At 48.6% G+C, this 18,701-nt stretch carries 21 protein-coding genes; 1 reads left to right on the plus strand and 20 read right to left on the minus strand.

The annotated features are described in order from the left end of the window. Positions 1-35 precede the first annotated feature (35 nt). From fliQ to fliF, 12 genes are all read right to left on the minus strand, one after another. On the minus strand, positions 36-305 hold the full coding sequence (gene fliQ, locus AC1RVX_RS16960) for a flagellar biosynthesis protein FliQ (RefSeq protein WP_493217771.1): 270 nt from the start codon (positions 303-305) through the stop codon (positions 36-38). A gap of 19 nt (positions 306-324) precedes the next feature. Then, positions 325-1,092: a flagellar type III secretion system pore protein FliP gene (fliP, locus tag AC1RVX_RS16965; RefSeq protein WP_493217772.1), complete on the minus strand. Its 768-nt coding sequence runs from the start codon at positions 1,090-1,092 to the stop codon at positions 325-327. Positions 1,093-1,102: 10 nt separating this feature from the next. Further along, the gene (fliO, locus tag AC1RVX_RS16970; protein WP_493217773.1) at positions 1,103-1,543 is read right to left on the minus strand and encodes a flagellar biosynthetic protein FliO; all 441 of its coding nucleotides are present in this window, start codon (positions 1,541-1,543) and stop codon (positions 1,103-1,105) included. Next, positions 1,540-1,962, minus strand: a complete 423-nt coding sequence (fliN, locus tag AC1RVX_RS16975; protein WP_493217774.1) for a flagellar motor switch protein FliN — start codon at positions 1,960-1,962, stop codon at positions 1,540-1,542. The genes fliO and fliN overlap by 4 nt, the downstream gene beginning before the upstream one ends. Next, positions 1,955-2,956: a flagellar motor switch protein FliM gene (gene fliM, locus AC1RVX_RS16980; RefSeq protein ID WP_423035937.1), complete on the minus strand. Its 1,002-nt coding sequence runs from the start codon at positions 2,954-2,956 to the stop codon at positions 1,955-1,957. The genes fliN and fliM overlap by 8 nt, the downstream gene beginning before the upstream one ends. A gap of 3 nt (positions 2,957-2,959) precedes the next feature. Next, positions 2,960-3,469 (minus strand): flagellar basal body-associated protein FliL, encoded by a 510-nt coding sequence (gene fliL / locus AC1RVX_RS16985; RefSeq protein ID WP_493217775.1) that lies wholly within the window; start codon positions 3,467-3,469, stop codon positions 2,960-2,962. Positions 3,470-3,835: 366 nt separating this feature from the next. Beyond that, positions 3,836-5,428 carry a flagellar hook-length control protein FliK gene (locus AC1RVX_RS16990; RefSeq protein ID WP_493217776.1) on the minus strand — a complete coding sequence of 531 codons (1,593 nt, stop codon included), beginning with the start codon at positions 5,426-5,428 and terminating at the stop codon, positions 3,836-3,838. Between the two features lie 25 nt (positions 5,429-5,453). After that, positions 5,454-5,894: a flagellar export protein FliJ gene (fliJ, locus tag AC1RVX_RS16995; protein WP_493217777.1), complete on the minus strand. Its 441-nt coding sequence runs from the start codon at positions 5,892-5,894 to the stop codon at positions 5,454-5,456. 32 nt (positions 5,895-5,926) lie between these two features. Then, positions 5,927-7,315 carry a flagellar protein export ATPase FliI gene (gene fliI, locus AC1RVX_RS17000; protein WP_493217778.1) on the minus strand — a complete coding sequence of 463 codons (1,389 nt, stop codon included), beginning with the start codon at positions 7,313-7,315 and terminating at the stop codon, positions 5,927-5,929. 12 nt (positions 7,316-7,327) lie between these two features. After that, positions 7,328-8,008: a flagellar assembly protein FliH gene (locus AC1RVX_RS17005; RefSeq protein WP_493217779.1), complete on the minus strand. Its 681-nt coding sequence runs from the start codon at positions 8,006-8,008 to the stop codon at positions 7,328-7,330. Then, the gene (gene fliG / locus AC1RVX_RS17010) at positions 8,001-8,996 is read right to left on the minus strand and encodes a flagellar motor switch protein FliG (protein WP_493217780.1); all 996 of its coding nucleotides are present in this window, start codon (positions 8,994-8,996) and stop codon (positions 8,001-8,003) included. Before fliG ends, AC1RVX_RS17005 begins: the two co-directional genes overlap by 8 nt. Continuing rightward, a complete protein-coding gene (gene fliF, locus AC1RVX_RS17015) occupies positions 8,989-10,680 on the minus strand; it encodes a flagellar basal-body MS-ring/collar protein FliF (RefSeq protein ID WP_493217781.1) in 1,692 nt (563 codons plus the stop codon). Before fliF ends, fliG begins: the two co-directional genes overlap by 8 nt. A 203-nt stretch (positions 10,681-10,883) precedes the next feature. Between fliF and fliE the strand changes: the two genes are divergently transcribed. Continuing rightward, positions 10,884-11,234, plus strand: a complete 351-nt coding sequence (gene fliE, locus AC1RVX_RS17020) for a flagellar hook-basal body complex protein FliE (protein WP_493217782.1) — start codon at positions 10,884-10,886, stop codon at positions 11,232-11,234. Between the two features lie 65 nt (positions 11,235-11,299). Here fliE and AC1RVX_RS17025 read toward each other — a convergent pair whose 3' ends face one another. The 8 genes from AC1RVX_RS17025 to AC1RVX_RS17060 all read right to left on the minus strand — a co-directional run bounded on the left by AC1RVX_RS17025 (position 11,300) and on the right by AC1RVX_RS17060 (position 18,673). After that, a complete protein-coding gene (locus tag AC1RVX_RS17025) occupies positions 11,300-12,061 on the minus strand; it encodes a flagellar brake protein (protein ID WP_493217783.1) in 762 nt (253 codons plus the stop codon). 40 nt (positions 12,062-12,101) lie between these two features. Further along, positions 12,102-12,401, minus strand: a complete 300-nt coding sequence (locus AC1RVX_RS17030; RefSeq protein ID WP_493217784.1) for an EscU/YscU/HrcU family type III secretion system export apparatus switch protein — start codon at positions 12,399-12,401, stop codon at positions 12,102-12,104. Beyond that, positions 12,394-13,617 carry a flagellar hook-length control protein FliK gene (fliK, locus tag AC1RVX_RS17035; protein ID WP_493217785.1) on the minus strand — a complete coding sequence of 408 codons (1,224 nt, stop codon included), beginning with the start codon at positions 13,615-13,617 and terminating at the stop codon, positions 12,394-12,396. The genes AC1RVX_RS17030 and fliK overlap by 8 nt, the downstream gene beginning before the upstream one ends. 107 nt (positions 13,618-13,724) lie before the next feature. Then, positions 13,725-14,060 (minus strand): flagellar protein FliT, encoded by a 336-nt coding sequence (locus AC1RVX_RS17040; protein WP_493217786.1) that lies wholly within the window; start codon positions 14,058-14,060, stop codon positions 13,725-13,727. Positions 14,061-14,066: 6 nt separating this feature from the next. Next, on the minus strand, positions 14,067-14,537 hold the full coding sequence (fliS, locus tag AC1RVX_RS17045) for a flagellar export chaperone FliS (protein WP_493217787.1): 471 nt from the start codon (positions 14,535-14,537) through the stop codon (positions 14,067-14,069). A 42-nt stretch (positions 14,538-14,579) separates the two neighbouring features. Beyond that, the gene (gene fliD, locus AC1RVX_RS17050; protein WP_493217788.1) at positions 14,580-16,592 is read right to left on the minus strand and encodes a flagellar filament capping protein FliD; all 2,013 of its coding nucleotides are present in this window, start codon (positions 16,590-16,592) and stop codon (positions 14,580-14,582) included. 113 nt (positions 16,593-16,705) lie between these two features. Then, positions 16,706-17,086, minus strand: coding sequence for a flagellar protein FlaG (locus tag AC1RVX_RS17055; RefSeq protein WP_493217789.1), 381 nt, complete (start codon positions 17,084-17,086; stop codon positions 16,706-16,708). Between the two features lie 99 nt (positions 17,087-17,185). After that, positions 17,186-18,673, minus strand: a complete 1,488-nt coding sequence (locus AC1RVX_RS17060; protein WP_493217790.1) for a flagellin N-terminal helical domain-containing protein — start codon at positions 18,671-18,673, stop codon at positions 17,186-17,188. Positions 18,674-18,701 lie beyond the last annotated feature (28 nt).

The following is an 18,701-nucleotide window of genomic DNA, read 5'->3' on the forward strand; positions in this document are numbered from 1 at the left end:
TGGTGTGACATATCAGCTCAGCTACTTATCAGTATTTATCCAGCCATGGTCGCGATGCTGGTAAACATCTGACGCATGTAATCCGTCAATATGGTTAGCATCCATGGCCCGGCGATAATCAGGGTGACAAAGATACCCACCAGCTTAGGAATGAAAGACAGGGTGGTTTCATTGATCTGGGTTGCAGCTTGAAAAATACTGACGATCAAACCTATGCCCAGTGCGACCAGCAGCAAAGGGGCTGAAACCATCAGAGTCACTTCCATTGCCTGGCGGCCAAGTGTCATTACGCTATCCGGGGTCATAATTAGCCTTAATAAAGCCTTAATAAAAACTTTGTGCTAGTGAGCCTATCAATAATTGCCATCCATCCACCAGAACAAACAACATCAGTTTGAAGGGCAGGGAGACAATTGCCGGCGATACCATCATCATACCCATGGACATGAGCACACTGGCGACCACCATATCGATAATCAGGAAAGGGATGAAAATGGCAAAGCTGATTTGAAAAGCGGTTTTCAATTCACTGGTGATGAAGGCAGGTATCAGGATACGCAGCGGCACATCTTCTGGCCCCTGCAATTGCGGGGTGTTCGATAATTTGACATACAGCGCCAAATCAGACTGCCGGGTCTGCTTCATCATGAATTGCTTCAATGGAGTAGCCCCCTTGTCCATCGCCACCTGCATGGTGATTTTGTTTTCAGTGAATGGCAGATAGGCTTCGGCATAGATTTTGTCAAATACAGGGCCCATGACAAACAGGGTCAAAAACAGCGACAGCCCGACCATCACCTGGTTGGGCGGGGCGGACTGCGTGCCCAAAGCCTGTCTCAGCAAGGACAGTACGATGATGATGCGGGTGAAACTGGTCATCATCAGCAATGCTGCCGGAATAAAGCTGAGTGCCGTCAGGAATAACAGAGTTTGAATGCTGAGCGAATAATTCTGGCCGCCACCTGCAGCAGGCGTCGTTGTGATGGCTGGCAAGCCACCCGTTGTTTGTGAAAAAGCCAGTGCAGGCAATAGCAGACCACTCAGAAAAATGGCAAGCCAGACCAATGGCAGGGAAGAGCGCAAAGTTTTCATGCAGATGTAATTACTTGTTTTCAGATCGTTCGGCGGAACGTTTATCCAGCGTTCTTTTCAACCATGCAGAAAATGGATCATTGGCCTGAGTTTGCGCAGCCTGTAGTAACAAGTCTTCCTGTTTTGGCATGCTACCCAGATTGTTGATATTGTTTGCCGTGACACCCAGAATCAGCCATTGATCAGCAACTTCCACCACCATGACGCGTTCGCGGTTGCCAACATTGATGCCACCAATGATTTTGACCTGGATTTTATTGCCACCCTGTATCGGGCCAACGCGCTTCATGATCCATGCAGCTGCCACCACCAATACCAGTACCAGCAGCAAAGCCATAACGATTTGCAACAATCCTCCAGTCGGTGAGGAGGTAGAGGTGTCGGCTGCGAGTACATTACCCGACCAGGCTGCCGTTGCCAGCGCCGCATAAATACGTAGAAAATATGTCATTTGTTCAGTTTGCGTATGCGCTCGGCAGGCGTGACGATATCGGTCAGGCGTATACCAAACTTGTCATTCACGACCACTACCTCGCCCTGGGCAATCAGGCAGCCATTGACCAGTACATCCATCGGTTCACCAGCCAGGCCATCAAGTTCCACCACCGAACCCTGTGCCAGTTGCAGCAGGTTCTTGATGGCGATTTTGGTCCTGCCCAATTCCACAGTCAGTTGTACCGGTATATCCAGAATGAAGTCGATGTCATTATGGGTTTCCGGTGCCTGGCTTTTGCCACTGAATTCCTTGAAAATGGCTGCACTGGGTTGTGGCTCGCTCTTTACAGCGGCGGCAGCTTCAGCCTTTTCTTGTTCTGCAATTGCAGCACCCCAATCATCTTCACTGATTGGTGAATCGCCGTTATCATCCATGGTTCTCTCCTTGTGCTACTTCCTGTACGCTGGAACTGATTAGTTTCTCAACGCGTAAAGCATACTGTCCGTTAAATACTCCGTACTTGCACTCCATCACAGGGGTGCCATCCACTTTGGCTGAAATAATTTCGGGGATAGATAAAGGAATCACATCACCTTCTTTCATGTTCAGGATGTCTCCCAGAGTGACGCGGGTGGTGCCCAGATCGGCGACGATTTCTACTTCGGCAATCTGTATCTGTTGCGTCATTAGACGCACCCAGCGCTTATCCACTTCCAGCGTTTCACCCTGCAGGCTACTGGTCAGGATGTCGCGGATAGGTTCTATGGTGGAATAGGGCATGCACATATGCATCTCGCCACTGACCGGCCCCAATTCTATCGTGAATGTAGTGGATACCACCACTTCATTGGGGGTGGCGATATTGGCGAACTGGGTGTTCATTTCTGAACGTATGTATTCAAACTCGATAGGATAGACTGGCTCCCATGATTTGGAATAGGTTTCAAAAATAATTTCAAGTATACGGTGGATGATACGTTGCTCTGTCTGGGTGAAGTCACGACCTTCCACGCGCGTGTGGAAGCGGCCATCACCACCAAACAAATTATCCACTAGCAAAAACACCAGGCCAGGGTCGAGTACGATCAGGGAAGTACCGCGCAACGGCTTCATGTGGACCAGATTCAGATTGGTCGGCACCACCAGGTTACGGATAAATTCACTGTACTTTGAAACCCTGACGGTACCTACGGATACTTCCGCACTACGACGCAAGAAATTAAACAGACCTATACGCAGCAGTCGGGCAAAACGTTCGTTGATAATTTCCAGTGTCGGCATGCGGCCGCGGACGATACGCTCTTGCGTGGCAAGATTGTAGGGCCGGACACCGGAGGTATCCTCCAGTGATTGTGAGTCGTCCTGATCTCCCGTGACACCCTTTAAAAGGGCATCAACTTCTTCCTGGGAGAGAAAATTATCTGACATAGTTTATTGAACGACGAAAGAAGTAAAGAATACGCCACTCACTTTTTGTGGCTCCCCTTTGGCTACAAACGGTTGGCTGACTTTTTCAATAACTTCATTGACCAGTTTTTCCTTGCCCTCAGCGGACAAAATTTCTGTTGCATCCTTACTGGATAATAATAACAGCAGGCGACTACGTACTTGCGGCATATTAGCCTTGATCAGATTGACCTGTTCTTCATCTTGTACTTGTAGTGTCATGCTGATTTGCAGGTATTTATCACCACCTTCAGATTGCAGATTGACGGTGAATGGTTCCAGTGCCAGGAATACGGGTGCTTTTGCAGGCTCTGTCTTGTGTTCTTTTTCCTTGGCCGAAGAATTCTTTTTAGTCAGAAAAAAAGCGGCCCCACCACCTATTGCTACCAATAGAAAGACGGCTGCGGCGATCATGATAAGAAGTTTCTTTTTTGATTTGCCTGCTGGTGCGGGCTCACTTGTTTCAGTCGCTGCTTTTGCTGGTGCTTTCGCCATGGTTTTCCTCTCGATGGGCATTTATTGCCATGATTTATAGGTATTATCGTTGATAAGAGGCTTTTAATATCCAAGAAAAAGAAGGTGTATTTCAGCTTTCCTCTGTCATTTGCGTGATGAAAAGCAAGGAATGTAGGTATTTACTGCCAGTTTCGTGGATATAGCCTCTGGCAATCATTCTACATGGATGTAGATGCTTTTTTCCAGACACTAAGAGGTCAAACAGTCTGAGATAGTGAATTTAGATGATATTCAACAAATGATAGGGAGAAAGTCTGTGCCCCATCTGAAAGAGTCTGGTTGCCACTGCAAACACTGGAAGGTGTCAGGTTTGCGTGGCTTGACATGGGATGAAATTTTTCCTGATCAGGCAAAGGTGTCAACCACGCCATTGCTGACTCTGGTTTTAGGCTGAGCGCTGCTTGTTGCGGTCACTGTTGCATTGTCACTAACATTGCCAACCTGACGAGTTGTGCCTACGTCCCTGGCTTGTTGTTGGGTAAAGTTTTGTCCCTGACCTGCTGCCTGTGAATTGACTGAAAATCCAGTCAATTGTACGCCAGCATCGCTCAGCATTTGACGTAATCTGGGCAAGGCAGCTTCCAGCGCTTCCCTTACTTCGGGCTGGGCTGCAGTAAAGCTGGCATTAGCCTGGTCATTACTGAGTTTTAACACAACTTGCAGAGGGCCAAGGTCCGGCGGGTTCAACGTCAATTCAGCAGACTGCAAGGCTTCACCTACCATCCAAACCACTTTCTGGCCAACAGCTTTGTCCCAACCTGCATTACCTACCCGGGGGCTGATATGATCTATCGCCATGGCATTTGCTGTATTGATTTGCAGGTTATTGGCAGCCAGTGTCGCAACTGGAGGTGCGGCTACCACTTGCATCATTTCCTTGCTATTTTCGCCAACTTTAGCTTCAGCTATTTTGTCTGCAATTGCATCGCGGGCTTGTGCCACATCTCCGGCAAATGTTTTGGCTGAGTCAGCAGCTGCAGGCATTGCATTGGCCGCTTTGTCAATGGCTTTGCCGCCCTGCGCAAGGTCGCTGGTAATGACTTCAGATTTGCTCGTATCTGCCGGTACTACATCTTGAGTTTTTGCCGTTGTATCTTTAGTGGCGGCCAGAACTGGGGTGGTAACCAGCGCCTTATCGCCAGCCAGTTTGTTTTCTGTAGCGCTATTTGCGGTAACACTGAGAGCAGTCTTGTCAGTGATTTTGCTTCCCGCTTTTTCAGCAGCTTTGCTGGCCATTAATTGTGCGGCGATGGCATTGATATCACTTGCAGTTGCACCAGTGACGCTACCAGCCTTGTCAGCACCCGCAGTTTGTGGGTTGAGGGCTGCTGCAAGTTTGTCGACAGTTTCTGCATACTTGCCATCGCCAGCCAACGCGGTTGTGTCTGTTGTTGCATTACCGGCAGCTAGTGCACTGGCATCTGTACCAAGCAAAGCAGGGTTGGCATCTTTATCAGCGGGTAATGCGGTCTTGCCTGTATCAGCAGCTACTGGTACAGGGGCAAGATTGCCTACCAGTGCCAACATTTGAGCACTGATATCTTCATCTGACGTTGTATTTTTGTCGTCATCTTTGCTGACTTTGCTGGTCTTTTCCGTGTCATCGGCGGGCGATCCACTTTTTACGGGGGAACTGGCTGCATTGTCCGTCGCGACCTGCTTGTTGTTATTGCTGTCGTTATTAACGTTATTATTATTGTTATTATTGTTACTGATATTGTTGCCAGTATTGCTGGAGGCATTGTTGTCAGGTTTGGGCGCAGCAGCGGGCTTGACCGTATTACGATTGAAGTCGTTGTCAGGCTTGCTAACATTGGAAATTTCTTTGTTAAGCAACTGATTGAAGTTATTCCCGGCGTCAGCAGACGCAGTATTTTTGACAGATTTAACACTCCCGGCCTGTTTGTCTAAGGACGTCAGTAAGGTTGTCGCTTGCATTTGGAGTACCTGTTAAGTTTTTTGACTAACGCTTATAAAAAAGGGTGCGGGCAGCCACTTCATCGGTTTGTTTCTGGTCTCGTTTTGCTTCTTTTTTTTGCATCAGGTTTTGTGCACGATTTTGCAAAGTGTCATACGAAAGACGTTTTTTTTCAGTGGACTGCCATTCTGTTTTTGCCATGACTATGCGATGCTCTGCATCCATTACCACCTGCTTCTGACCATCTATTGCAGCATCAAGCTTCCCCAGAAATGACAAGAAATTCGTGTATTGCGCCGCGCTTAAGCCGCGTGCTGCACCATCCTGCAGTCTTTGAGCATAGTCATTGCGGTATTGCTGCAATAAACCAAGCTTCTTCTCTGTATCTTCATGAGCACGTATTGCCTTTCCCAGAAGTTTGGCGGCATCGTCAACTTCTTTTTCTGCAATTTCTATCAGTGTGGTTATGGGAGATTTTAATGCCATGGTGATTCAAGTATAGTCGGTATCAAGATTTTCTATCCGTTGAATAGAGCCTGAAGTGCCCCCAAGCTCTCCGGTATGCTACATTTTTCCGAGATATCTTGTTGCAAAAATGAAATTATTTTGGGGTGTAACCTAATTGCTTCATCCAGCAAAGGATCAGAGCCAGGCGAATAAGCGCCGACACTGATCAGGTCGCGGGCACGCTCATAGCGTGAATACAATTGCTTGAGTTTTCTTGATAGTTGCTGATGTTCTGGTGATGTGATGCTGTGCATGGCCCGGCTGATCGATTGCTCTATGTCGATGGCGGGGTAATGGCCGCTTTCTGCCAAGGTACGGTTCAATACGATATGGCCATCCAGAATCGCCCGTGCGGCATCGGCGATAGGATCTTGCTGGTCATCGCCCTCGGTAAGTACCGTGTAAAAAGCGGTAATGGAACCGCCGCCACTTTTACCATTGCCAGCGCGTTCCACCAGGATAGGCAGCTTGGCAAAGACCGATGGTGGGTAACCTTTGGTTGCCGGTGGCTCACCGATGGCGAGCGCGATCTCCCTTTGTGCCATTGCATACCTGGTCAGGGAGTCCATGATCAGCAATACACTGCGCCCTTGATCTCTGAAATATTCAGCGATGGTGGTGGCGTACGTAGCACCTTGCAGGCGCATGAGGGGAGGGGCATCAGCCGGAGCAGCTACCACCACTGAACGGGCCAAGCCTTCAGGCCCCAGAATTTGCTCGATGAATTCCTTTACCTCACGACCGCGCTCGCCGATCAGGCCGACAACGATAATGTCGGCGGAGGTATATCTCGCCATCATGCCCAGTAGCACGCTTTTACCTACACCAGAACCAGCAAACAAACCCAGCCGCTGACCTCGCCCCACACTAAGCATGCTGTTGATAGCTCTGACACCAACGTCCAGAGTATCAACGATGGGGGCACGTTCAAGGGGATTATAAATGCGGGCGCCCAAGGGAGCGGACTCATGTGTACCTAGTGGTCCCAGCGTATCCAATGGGCGACCATTGCCATCCAGAACACGGCCCAGCAACTCATAGCCTACTGGTAAATGCCGGCTCCTGTCGCTAGGGCGACGGCGTGGATGATTGACTACTTCATGAGCATCGGGCTCCGCCGGAAAAACCGGGGCTCCAGGGGTGACGCCGTCAAGATCGCTGTGTGGCATCAGAAACAGGCGCTCACCTTCGAAACCAACCACCTCCGCATCAATTTTGGCCCCGCTTTGCAATTGGATGTAGCAGGCACTGCCTACCGGTAATCTGAGACCGACTGCCTCCATCACCAGACCGGTGACACGCGTGACACGACCCGAAAGGGAGGTAATATTGGCACGCGATAACTGTTCACGGCTGTTGTGCAACCTGGACTTCCAATCGCTGATGTATGCCGCTTGCATATGCCTGAGTACCTAAACCTGGTTCACGAAGTTGTGCCGAATGCTATCCATTAATTTCTGCCAGCGGGTCGCATAACTGGCATCGAGCAAATTATGCTGGGTTTCAAGCTTGCAACCACCACGTTCGATATGCGGATCAGCCACGATACGCCATCCGTTTTCAGCCAGTGATTCACCCAGGTGGTTTTTGACGATGGCAGCATCATCCGGATGCAACAGGACCTGCGCCGGTTGTTGTACGGCCGTTATCTGACTCATGGCATCTTCGACGATGGGGAGTATCAGTTCAGGTTCAGTGTCCAGCTTGTTTTTCAACATTGCTTTAGCAAGATCAATGGCCAGTGCCAGCACTTCATCACTCATTTGTCCAGAGGCAGCCTGCAATTGCTGCGAAAAATTCTGGCTCATTTGCTGCAGTGACTGGATTTCTGCTTGTACCTGTTCCATGGTTTCGGCATAAGCGGTTTCCTGGCCATCTTTCAAACCGCGTTCATAGGCTTCCTTGTAACCGGCGGCAAAGCCTTCCTGACGTGCATTTTCCTTCAGTTTATCCGCTTCCATGCGACTGACGGCGGCGGCTTGTGCAGTTGCTACTTTGATTTCTTCAACCTGGGCGGGGCGGTTGTCGCCAAAGGAGGTCATTTCCCAGCGTTGAAAGGCGGTCAGGTCACCGCTACGCACCGGGTTAGACATAAGCGTCTTCGCCTTTCGCACCTAACATGATCTGGCCTTCGTCGGCCAGGCGGCGAACGATCAACAAGATCTGTTTCTGTTGCGCCTCTACTTCAGACAGACGCACAGGCCCCTTGGATTCCAGATCTTCCCGCATCATTTCAGCAGCACGTTGCGACATATTTTTGAATATTTTTTCACGCATGTCCTGATTCGCGCCCTTCAGAGCCACAATCAGTGAATCGGACTGAACTTCACGCAACAGCAGTTGTATGCCTTTGTCGTCAATCTCCAGGATGTTATCGAAGACAAACATTTCATCCATGATCTTCTCGGCCATGTCGCCATCGTATTTCCTGAGATTGTCCATGACAGAGGCTTCATTTTCACCACTCATGAAGTTCAGAATTTCAGCAGCAGCACGTACACCACCTATGGATTTTTTCTTCAGGCTTTCATTACCTGTCAACAGTTTGGTCAGTACATCGTTGAGCTCTCGCAGCGCGGTCGGCTGGATACCGTCAAGGGTGGCAATTCGCAACACGATGTCATTACGCAAGCGCTCGGTGAACTGGTTCAGGATTTCACATGCCTGGTCGCTTTCCAGATGAACCAGAATGGTGGCAATAATTTGTGGATGTTCGTTCTTGATCAGTTCGGCAACTGAAGGTGAATCCATCCACTTCAGGCTTTCTATGCCGCTGGCGTCCTTGCCACCCAGAATGCGGTTCAATAAAGAGGCAGCCTTGTCATCGCCCAGCGCCTTGGTCAGCACATTGCGAATATACTCATCCGAATCCAGCCCAACCGAAGAACTGAGGTCGGCCGCCGCCTTAAAGTCGTCCAGGACTTTGGCGATGGATTCATGCGGGATGGGGCCGATAGCAGCCATGGCGGCACCTATCTTTTGCACCTCACGTGGGCCAAGATATTTCATTACTTCTGCAGCGCCATCTTCACCCAGTGCCAGCATCAAGGTGGCTGCTTTTTGAACTCCGTCTTCACTCATTGCTGACCCATGCCTTTACAACGTTTGCGACTATCCTTGGATCTTCTTTTGCCAGGGTTTTCGCCATTTCCAGATTCATTTCATAGCTGGAGCCATGACGCGTATTCTGCTCTGCTTCTTTTGAAAGATTCACTATAGCGGCTTCTTCTTCCTCGCGCTGCTCTTCTTCCAGCGCTTTTTGTTTTTCTGCTTCCAGGGCTTCCAGAGTTTCCTTGTCTTTACCCATCATTTTATACAACATTGGCTTCAGGTAGCCAAAGAACAAGTAGGCAAGGAAGATAACAACGCCGACATATTTTGCAACGTCTATTACTTTTTGCCAGAATTCTGGCTGTTTCCACAATGGTATTTCCACTATAGGTTCTTTTTCAGGGCTGGCAAAGGGACTATTGACCACATTTAAGGTATCGCCACGATCTTTGCTGAAGCCCATTGCTTCTCTGGCCAGGTCGGTAATTTGTGTTTTTTCTATGTCAGTCAGGGGACGGGTAGTTGTTTTGCCTGTCTTGTCGGTTTCGGTCCTGTAATTGACCACTATGGCAACTGAGAGACGTTTAACACCCCCCATAGGTTGCTGTGTATATTTGATGGTCTTGTCCACTTCATAATTGGTGGTTGAATCTTTCTGCATCAGACCAGTATTTGCAGCACCATTTTGACCGGTAGCTGCAGCACTGGCAACGATGGGGGCAGTTGCAGGAACTGGTGGCTGGTTGCTCAATGCTCCGGGGATACCAGAAGGATTGGCAGATTTATTGTAAGACTCGCTGGTTTGCTGGCTACGTATGGTGGATGCTTCAGGTGGTGAGTTGGGACGATAACTTTCTGCCGCCTGCTCTGTCCTGGAAAAATCGATATCTGCTGTCGCCTCGGCCCGGACATTGTTTGCTCCCACGATAGGTGAAATGATGGACTCGATACGTTTGACGATATTTTGCTGATATTCCTGTACATACTTCAACTGAGAAGGGTCAAGATTATTATTTGCCATCTGTTTGCTGGTGTCAGACAGTAGATTGCCATTTTGGTCAACAACGGTGACACTTTTGGCTGACAGTTCCGGTACGCTGCTGGCAACCAGATGGACGATGGCGCTGACTTGCTGCTGATCAAGCACACGGCTAGGGTAAAGATTCAGCAATACCGAAGCAGTCGGTTTTTGTTGATCGCGTATGAATACAGATGATTTAGGAATAGCCAGATGCACGCGAGCAGTTTGCACGGCAGAGACGGCCTGTATGGAACGTGCCAGTTCACCTTCCAATGCACGTTGAAAATTGACTTGTTCCAAAAATTGTGAAATGCCTAATTTCTGGTTTTCCATCAACTCAAAACCGACATTACCGCCCTTAGGCAAACCCTGTGCTGCCAGTTTCAGACGCGCATCGTGCACTTGGTTGGCTGGCACCAGAATGGCACTGCCACCATCTGAATACTTGTAAGGCACATTCAGTTGCTGTAGCGATGCAACAATGGCACCGCCATCCCTGTCATTAAAGTTGGAAAAAAGAACTTTGTAATCAGGCTGCTGACTCCATAGCCATACACCGACCATGATTGCCAGCGTGATGGCCGCACCAACCGACAGCAGCACATTGCGCATGACTGGTGTTTGTGGCAGTCCGAATATATTCGGAAGGGTAGGGCCTGGTGTGGCAAGTACGGTATTTTCTGCGGTTGCCATAAATTACCTTGAGCCGATAAATGTGTCGATGAATTGCATGCTTATGCGTCCGGATATGAGTTTTTTCCTTGATACCGATTTTCCACTGAATTCGCAAAATCAAAGTCATGATAAACACTGGTTTTCTGGTTCTTTTCTGGCTTCCTCTTTGTTTTCAAGCTGTTAATGTAGTAGTTGTGGAAGCTTGAAAAAAAGGTGATGTGATGAATGTGGGCGGAATTGACGCAAGTCGGATAGAAGCCATGGTGGCACAGTTGAAGGCAACTGCTGCAAAAATGGAAGCCGGTGCTGGTTTGGGGGTGAATCAGTCCAATAATCTCAGTCCTGGAAAGCTCGATTTTTCAGATGCCTTGAAAGCGTCGCTCGATAGTGTGAACCAGGCGCAAATGAGCTCGCAACAACTGGGCGAGAAATTTGCCATGGGCGACGATAAGGTGAGCTTGTCGGATGTGATGATTTCTATGCAAAAGGCAAATATTTCTTTTCAAACTACCGTGCAAGTAAGAAATAAACTGGTATCTGCCTACCATGACATCATGAATATGCAGATTTGATCCAGGTTTATCAGAACGGTGGAATGAGGAAGCGGGAAGAGCCATATTGCTCTTGTCCCGCCAGATTAACGTATGCCGGTCAGTTTGGCATTTCGCTCACGTTCCAGTTTCATGATGTAACGCTGGACGCTGGCAAGCACGTGGTTGGACATGTTAATGAATTCGCAGCCCAGGCGCCGATTGGTTTTACCGTTCAATAAGATAAGATCCTGGGAATTTCTGACTTGCAGCACAACATCTACCAGACCTATAGTTGGCAGATCAAGTTTGCAATGTTCATAGATAACACCTATGGTGCTATCCAGAGCTTTTTTTTCATCCAGTATTGCAATCCCACCGCAACTTATATCAACTAAAGATAGTTTTAAAATTTCTTGTCGGGTATCCACCTTGATGGGCACCAGCGCACGGATGGGCGTGGACAGAGGTGTGTTGATACGATAATACTCGCGCCTTTGCAGCCTTATCATCGTCGCCGGGATTGTAAATTCCAATGCGGGGCGGTCTTCAAATGTGATTAGTTTCAGATCATCAGAAGAAAACTGTATGCTGATCTTGTCCAGCAAGCCTTCAAAGGAAACCCTTGGGGCTTCGACAATACGTTGATTCGCCAGTTGGCCTGGTGCGCTATCAATAATTACGACATTATTGCTGTCATCGACGTCAAGAATGGAGGTGATGAAAACCTCGGACCCATTATTGATCAGCATGCTGATCAATTGCTTACTTTCTCTTAAACCGCGCAGCAAACCGATGATCTCCCTCTTGGAGTCAACCTGGAAGGGGCTTTGATTTTCTGTACCTAGACTCGGAGGTGAGGATGGCATATTTTTATAATCACATTCAAAAAATGGGCAGTCAAACCTGTTATTGCCCTGATGTCTCCGAAATTATCTCTGAATTTCCTTTATCAATATGGTAAAGCCAAGCGAGTAGTTCTGCAACTGCGCGATACAAAGCCGGTGGAATATCCCGGTCAAGATCAACTTTCATCAATAATGAGACCAACTCCTTCGATTGGTGTACATGCACGCCATGTTCTTTGGCCCGGGCAATGATTTCTTCAGCAATCAGACCCTTTCCCTTGGCAACCACACGCGGTGCGGCATCACCATTCTGGTAGGCGAGGGCGACAGCATTTTGAATTTGCGGCTTGGGGTCATTCATTTTGATTGACAACAAAAGACATCAGTGGCGAACCGGCCATCTGTAACGCAGCGGCAAGCTCGTTCGCATGGTTTTTTAATGCTGTTACCGTGTCACTCTGTGTGGCGCGCAAGGACAAACCGACTGTGTTCGACTGCAAGTTGATGGTCGCAGTTACTTTTCCCAGGTTGGGAAGATCAAAGCTGACGACTGATTGCCAACTGCTATCTTCGCTGTCTAACTGATTGCGTCGCGCTTGCTCGCTTTCTTTCCTGATTTCCCATTCGATTTTCTGGCCGGGGAAAAGCTCACCTTGCCATCGTACAACGTTTTGTTCCAAAACGTTAAGTTGCTGATGAATAATTTGCCCCATTTCCTTGTTGACCGTAGTCAAATTGCTGGCCTGTGTGCCATCAACACTTTTCGATAGGCTGATTTGTGACTGCGGCTCACTCCGGATGTCGGCAATATCACGTTTGCCCTGCGCCCATTCAGCGACATGTGACTCATAAAACAGGCCACTGGTACTGATTTGATTTTGCAGTTTGGTGGCGGTTCGTATGCCATCTTTCAATTCTGAAGGGCTGGCAAGAATAGGCACGTCACTACTAACACTGATTTTGGTGCCTGCCTGGCGTCCGGTTTGTAAAATCTGGTCAATCAATTTTCCGGTATTGCTTAATGATGTCGGGGAGCTACTTAGACGATCCGGGGCTTCGGTAGCATTGGTGCTGACCAGTGGTGATTTACCGATGATTTCCGTTGTTTTTGGTGTCGCCAGTTGCTGAATTGCTGGCGCCAAAGCCTTGTCCAAAAGTGCGTTGCCTGTTGAGGGCATGCTCTTGTTGCCGGATAAGGTGACTACTACCGAGGCGTCTGTTTCCGGATGAACTTCTGTAACTGCAGGAGAATTGCTACTCGTCGGTAAAGTAGTCGCTTTGACTGTCTCGGTTGCAATAGGATCTTGCAAGGCTGCAGGCAAAGCAGATTTTCCTGGAGCTGGTGTCAGTAACTGTGGCGGGGAAGTGGATAGATGAGCATCTGTCTCGCTTTCCAGTAAAAAGGTGGGGCGCGGCTCTGTGCCTATCAGGCGCAGAGGGATTTGGTCACCTGTCTTACTGCCTTCAGGTAATAACATTTTGGCAGTTATGCCTGCCACACGTACTGTAAAACTGCCATCCATCAGTTTGGACAGTACCTCCCCCTTCAAGAGCTGGCCAGTAACCAGCTGTGCCAACTTTGGGGTAATGTCCTGCTTGGTTTCACTAATTGAGATTGCGGCGCCTGGTGCCTCAATATTGACTACAGGTTTGTTGAGAATGTCGAGCCGCGCAGGCATATACGTCAGGCGCTATTGCCAGCGCTATAGGTTCTGGATAGTTTCTGGCTGGTGCTGGAGCTTTTCATCATGTCAGATAATTGCGCCATCCAGGGTTCAGTAATATCGCGAATTTCCTTATCATCAGCCAGTATCTGCTTGATAATGCGGATTTTCTTGTCACGCATATCAGCAGGAAGTTCTGCCGGGATTTCATTTTCGCGCAATAGCTGAACCCGGCTGGAACAATCGCTTTCTAGTTTTTCCAGCAATTCCCAGTCACGTGAACGGGCGGCTTCCAGCATATTGCCGGTAATTGTGGCAACATTTTCATACAATGTGATCAATTCCAAACTATTCATCTTGATTCAAGCCTCAACAAAGTTGGCAGGACGGGGGGACAGTGGATCAATATTCACCTTGGGAATTTCACTGTTTGTATCAGTGCTGGGTGCAATGGCTTCCCAGGCCGATTTCAGATCGCGTAACAGATTCTGCACTTCAGTTAACATGGCTTCACTGTTTTCAAGATTCGCCTTAAGCAGCCTGTTGATCATGTATTCATACAGGGCATCAAGGCTGGTGGCAATTTCACCTCCAACTTTCTTGTCCAGGCTGGCTCGCAAGCCATTTTCAATAATAGCAATTGCCTTTGAGATGGAATGCCCTTTGGCAGCAATCTCACCCTGATGCAGATGTTGCACGGCATTGGAAATGGCCACAATTGCTCCATCAAACAACATCACAATTAATTTGTGAGGGCTGGCAGCAATAACACCAGTTTCAATGCCAACTTTTGCATAGGCATTTGCGCCACGCGCTTGAGATGAGCCAAACATAGTGGTTAATCCTCTATTCAATTTTGTAATCTTTACGACTAATTATCTCGTACTCGACGAAAGTGCTGCTAACTGCTGGGTAAGAAACGAACTCGTGCTATTTAGACTGCTGATAATGGTATCAAGCGCAGTGAACTGCGCACGGTAACGCGCTTCAGTATCTGCAAGCTGGCTGTTCAATGCTGTACGTTGCTTGCCAATATCTGTAATGCTGCTGGTTACCCCATTGGTTGCTCCTGCAATTGAGCCAGATGTACCAACAATGGTTGTCAATAAATTCGACAACTGAGTAGCATAGCCTCGTGAAAAATTGACGGTTCCACGAGCCCCCAAAGAGCCACCATTCACTTGAATTTTCAAGCCTTCTGCAGGCGTGCCGGTGGTGCCTGTCAGGAATTGTCCGGATCCTTGCGCGGTAACCCCATTGAGTTGGCCTGCAACGTTGACCCCGGCAGTGCCTGTTAATGCTGTGCCGGTGAATGTTGCTGCACCAGTTCCTGTATTGTCAGCGATGGATACATTGGACGTACTGCCATAGCTTGTGGACTGCAATTGCAGGAATCCACTGCCATTGATGGTCGCCACCACTGATGTGCCATTACCCTTGAATGTTGCATTACCATTGATGGATGTTTGGATCAGAGTGGCAAGGCTGCTGGCGCTATATGTCCCTGCTGCGAGTGCTACTGAAGACGATTGGCCATCCAGCGTTACATTGATCGCTGTATTTGCTGCAATGGTTGTGCTGCCTGCATTGAGGTTCACATTGCCAGTGAGTCCGCCTTGTGTTGCGAGTTGCGACACTGTCAGCGCATATGCGCCTTGTTTTGTAGCAGTGGTAGAACTGCTATATCCAATCAAACTATCAGTTGCCTTGCCTACAGAGGCAAACAGACCGCTGATGTCGCTATAGTTATTGGTCAGAGCCGTTTGTAATTTGGTGGAGTCTATCGCCAGCGTGCCGTCTTTCTGGAAGGTGATACCAATGCTGGACAACGAGGTGATGTTGCCACCCAGTCCATTTACACCCGCGCTCAACGTGGATTGAATCTGATTTTGCACGTTGCGAGCGGTTGAGTCACCTAACAGAATGCCGCCTTGTTTTGTGGTTGAATTGTAGCTGGTCAGGTTTTGCAACGTGCTTTGCAAATCGTTATAGCCTTTGACAAAGCCATTGATGGCAGACTGTATGCCACTGGTATTGGCAGCAAGTGATAGCGATGCGGTGCCAATTTTGCTCAGGTTTAACGTCGTGCCCTGTATTGCGCCGGATACTGCGTTCGATGCACTTGATATGGCAATACCGTTGACTGTAAGAGCTGCATTCTGCGCTGTCGTTGTTTCTGTCAGGTTCTGTGTGCCTGATGGGTCATAATTAACCAAACTTTGAATCGCTGCGTCGCCAGTGGCGCTGATCTTCAAGCTGGAGGCCGCACCAGTTTTACTGGATGTCAGAACAAGATGATAGGGGGTTGCACTACCATCACCAACAATACTGGCATTAACACCTACGTTGGCTGCATTAATCGCATCCCGAATACCTTGCAGGGAATTGTTTGCACCATCTATAGTAACTGTCCCGGTAGCTTGTGAGGCATCTTGCTGAAATGTTGACCCGGTATACACACCATTGCTGGAGGACCCACCTGTAATCGTACCAAAACTAAAGCTTATCGTCGTACTTGTGCCTGAACCTATGCTTGCAGTGGTACTTGCCTGGCCTGCGCTGGAAATGGTCTGTGCTTGTGCCAGTTTACTGACATTGATATTGTAACTTCCTGCAACTGATACGCTTGTCGTTGTTGCAGACAAAATGGTTGAATCACTTGAATTGGCTGTCAATGCCTGGAAGGTGCCCAAATTTCCCAATCCAACCACACTGGATTGATATGAGCTTAATGCGCCATTGAGGGCACCATAAGCAGATAATTTTGCCTGGAAACTGGCTTCTTTGGTGGCGAGCAAGGTCAGGGGCTGGCTCTCAACCTGCATGAGTTTGCTAATAATGCCATTGACGTCAAGATTTGACCCAATGCCTGTTGATTGTATGCCCACTTGGTTTCCCCTTTTCAGACCACACTGTACTAAATTATCGGCATTGGCAAACTAGACTTTAGAGGGGAATTTACCTGTCAATTTAAAATTTAGGTGTACGGCAATAAATTTATTTACGCTTGTTGCTTGATTAGCAACCCTTGGAGCTTGTCCAGGGACTTTGAAATCTCCAGTGCCTCTTCAGAGGGGATTTGACGTATTACTTCTTTGGTTTGTTGGTCTACTACCTTAACTATAACTTTATTACTGTGTTCTTCAAGGCTAAACTCCAAATCGCCAGACAAGGACTTGATAGTTTTGTTAATTTCGCTAATGGCCTTTGATACTTTGTCAATATCTTCGGCAGATGTCGCTGCATTACTTGCCTTAACTGCATCTATTGTTTGGGTTGGTGCTGCAGGTGCGCTGGCAGCAGTGGCGCTTGTTTCGGGAGCGGGGCGATTGGTGACCACTTGTCCCGATTGAGATGTGCTCCCTATCGACTGGATATCCATGATCTCTTCCTTCAAGAAAAATACCCCCTGGTCATTGGTGACCAGAGGGGTATGCATTCAGCTTTAGATTTTAACCTCTATATCATAAGCTTATTTTGATTAGCCGCGTAACAGAGCCAATACACCATTTGGCAACGCGTTAGCCTGAGCCAGAATTGCAGTACCAGCTTGTTGCAACACTTGGCCACGAGTCAATGCAGCAGTTTCTGATGCAAAGTCAGCATCTTGAATACGGCTGCGGGAAGCAGTCAGATTTTCAGATCCTGTTTGCAAGCTTTGTATTGCTGAAGAGAAGCGGTTTTGATAAGCGCCCAAAGAAGCACGTGAGCTATTGATTGACTGCAGTGCCGCATCAATCGTCGTCAACGCCGAGGTGGCCCCCGCAGCAGTGCCAAGGTTCAAGGACGACAGACCTGCACCGACAGTGACTGTTGCAGAAGTGAAACCACCAGTCAGGTTAGCTGCAGTCAAACCAGTACCAGTGCCGTTTGCCAGAGTAATACCGGCAGAACTGGTAGAAGTCAGGGACAATGTCGAGGTGCTGACGTCAGTTGCGCCAGTTGCCGATACTGTGATACCTGTGTTGGCAGCAGCTGCAGCAGCGTTGGTGCTTGCTGTAATGGTGATGTTGCGGCCATCAGCGGCAGCCAGTGCAACGGCACCAGTTGCTGTGTTGAATGTAGCCGTAACACCTGTTTGTGTACTGATGGCATTGACAGCAGCAGCTACCTGAGCACCACGTTGTGCGCCAGAAGTAGAAGCATTCAAGGCACCCAGATTCACGCCGTTAATGGTAATGTCGCCGGAAGCAATCGCTGTTGCAGATGTGCTGGCTGTACCTGCAACTGTTGTCGAGCCTACAGTCGCTGTTACACCTGTGCTACCACTGATTGCATTGATTGCTGCTGCTTTGGCAATGCCGCTACCAGTTGAGTTGGAGAACGATACACCGTCAGCTGCAGAAGCGCCAACCTGGAAGCCATTGATGGACAAGTCACCAGCAGCCAGGGCTGTAGTAGTCACTGCACCGGCACCAGCAACAGTTGTTGCATACGAGGAGGAGGAACCCACACCCAATGCACTTGATTTTGCGCTGGAGATGGAGGCGATACTGATTTGGTCGTTTGCAGTGCCATTAGCGCCAACCTGGAAGGTTTGTGCATTAAAGCTACCATCCAGCAGATTCACGCCGTTGAAGTTGGTGTTGCTGGCAACGCGGTTGATTTCAGAAATCAGCTGATTTGCTTCGTTATTCAGAGCAGCACGATCAGAAACGCTGTTACTGCCGTTGGCTGATTGAACTGCCAAGTCACGAATACGTTGCAAGTTGGAGCCGATTTGTTGCAAGGCACCTTCAGCAGTTTGGGCTAAGGAGATACCGTCGTTTGCATTACGTGCAGCTTGATTCAAGCCGCCGATTTGAGAAGTCAGACGTTCGGAAATGGCCAGACCAGCAGCATCATCTTTAGCACTGTTAATACGTAAGCCGGAAGACAAGCGCTGGAGTGATGTGGCCAGTGTAGATTGGGAATTGCTCAAATTGCGTTGCGCATTCAGCGAAGCAATATTGGTATTAATGACAGCCATGGTGATTCTCCTTACCTAAGTTATTCAA

Source organism: Undibacterium sp. GW821-FHT11B02 (assembly GCF_058808955.1).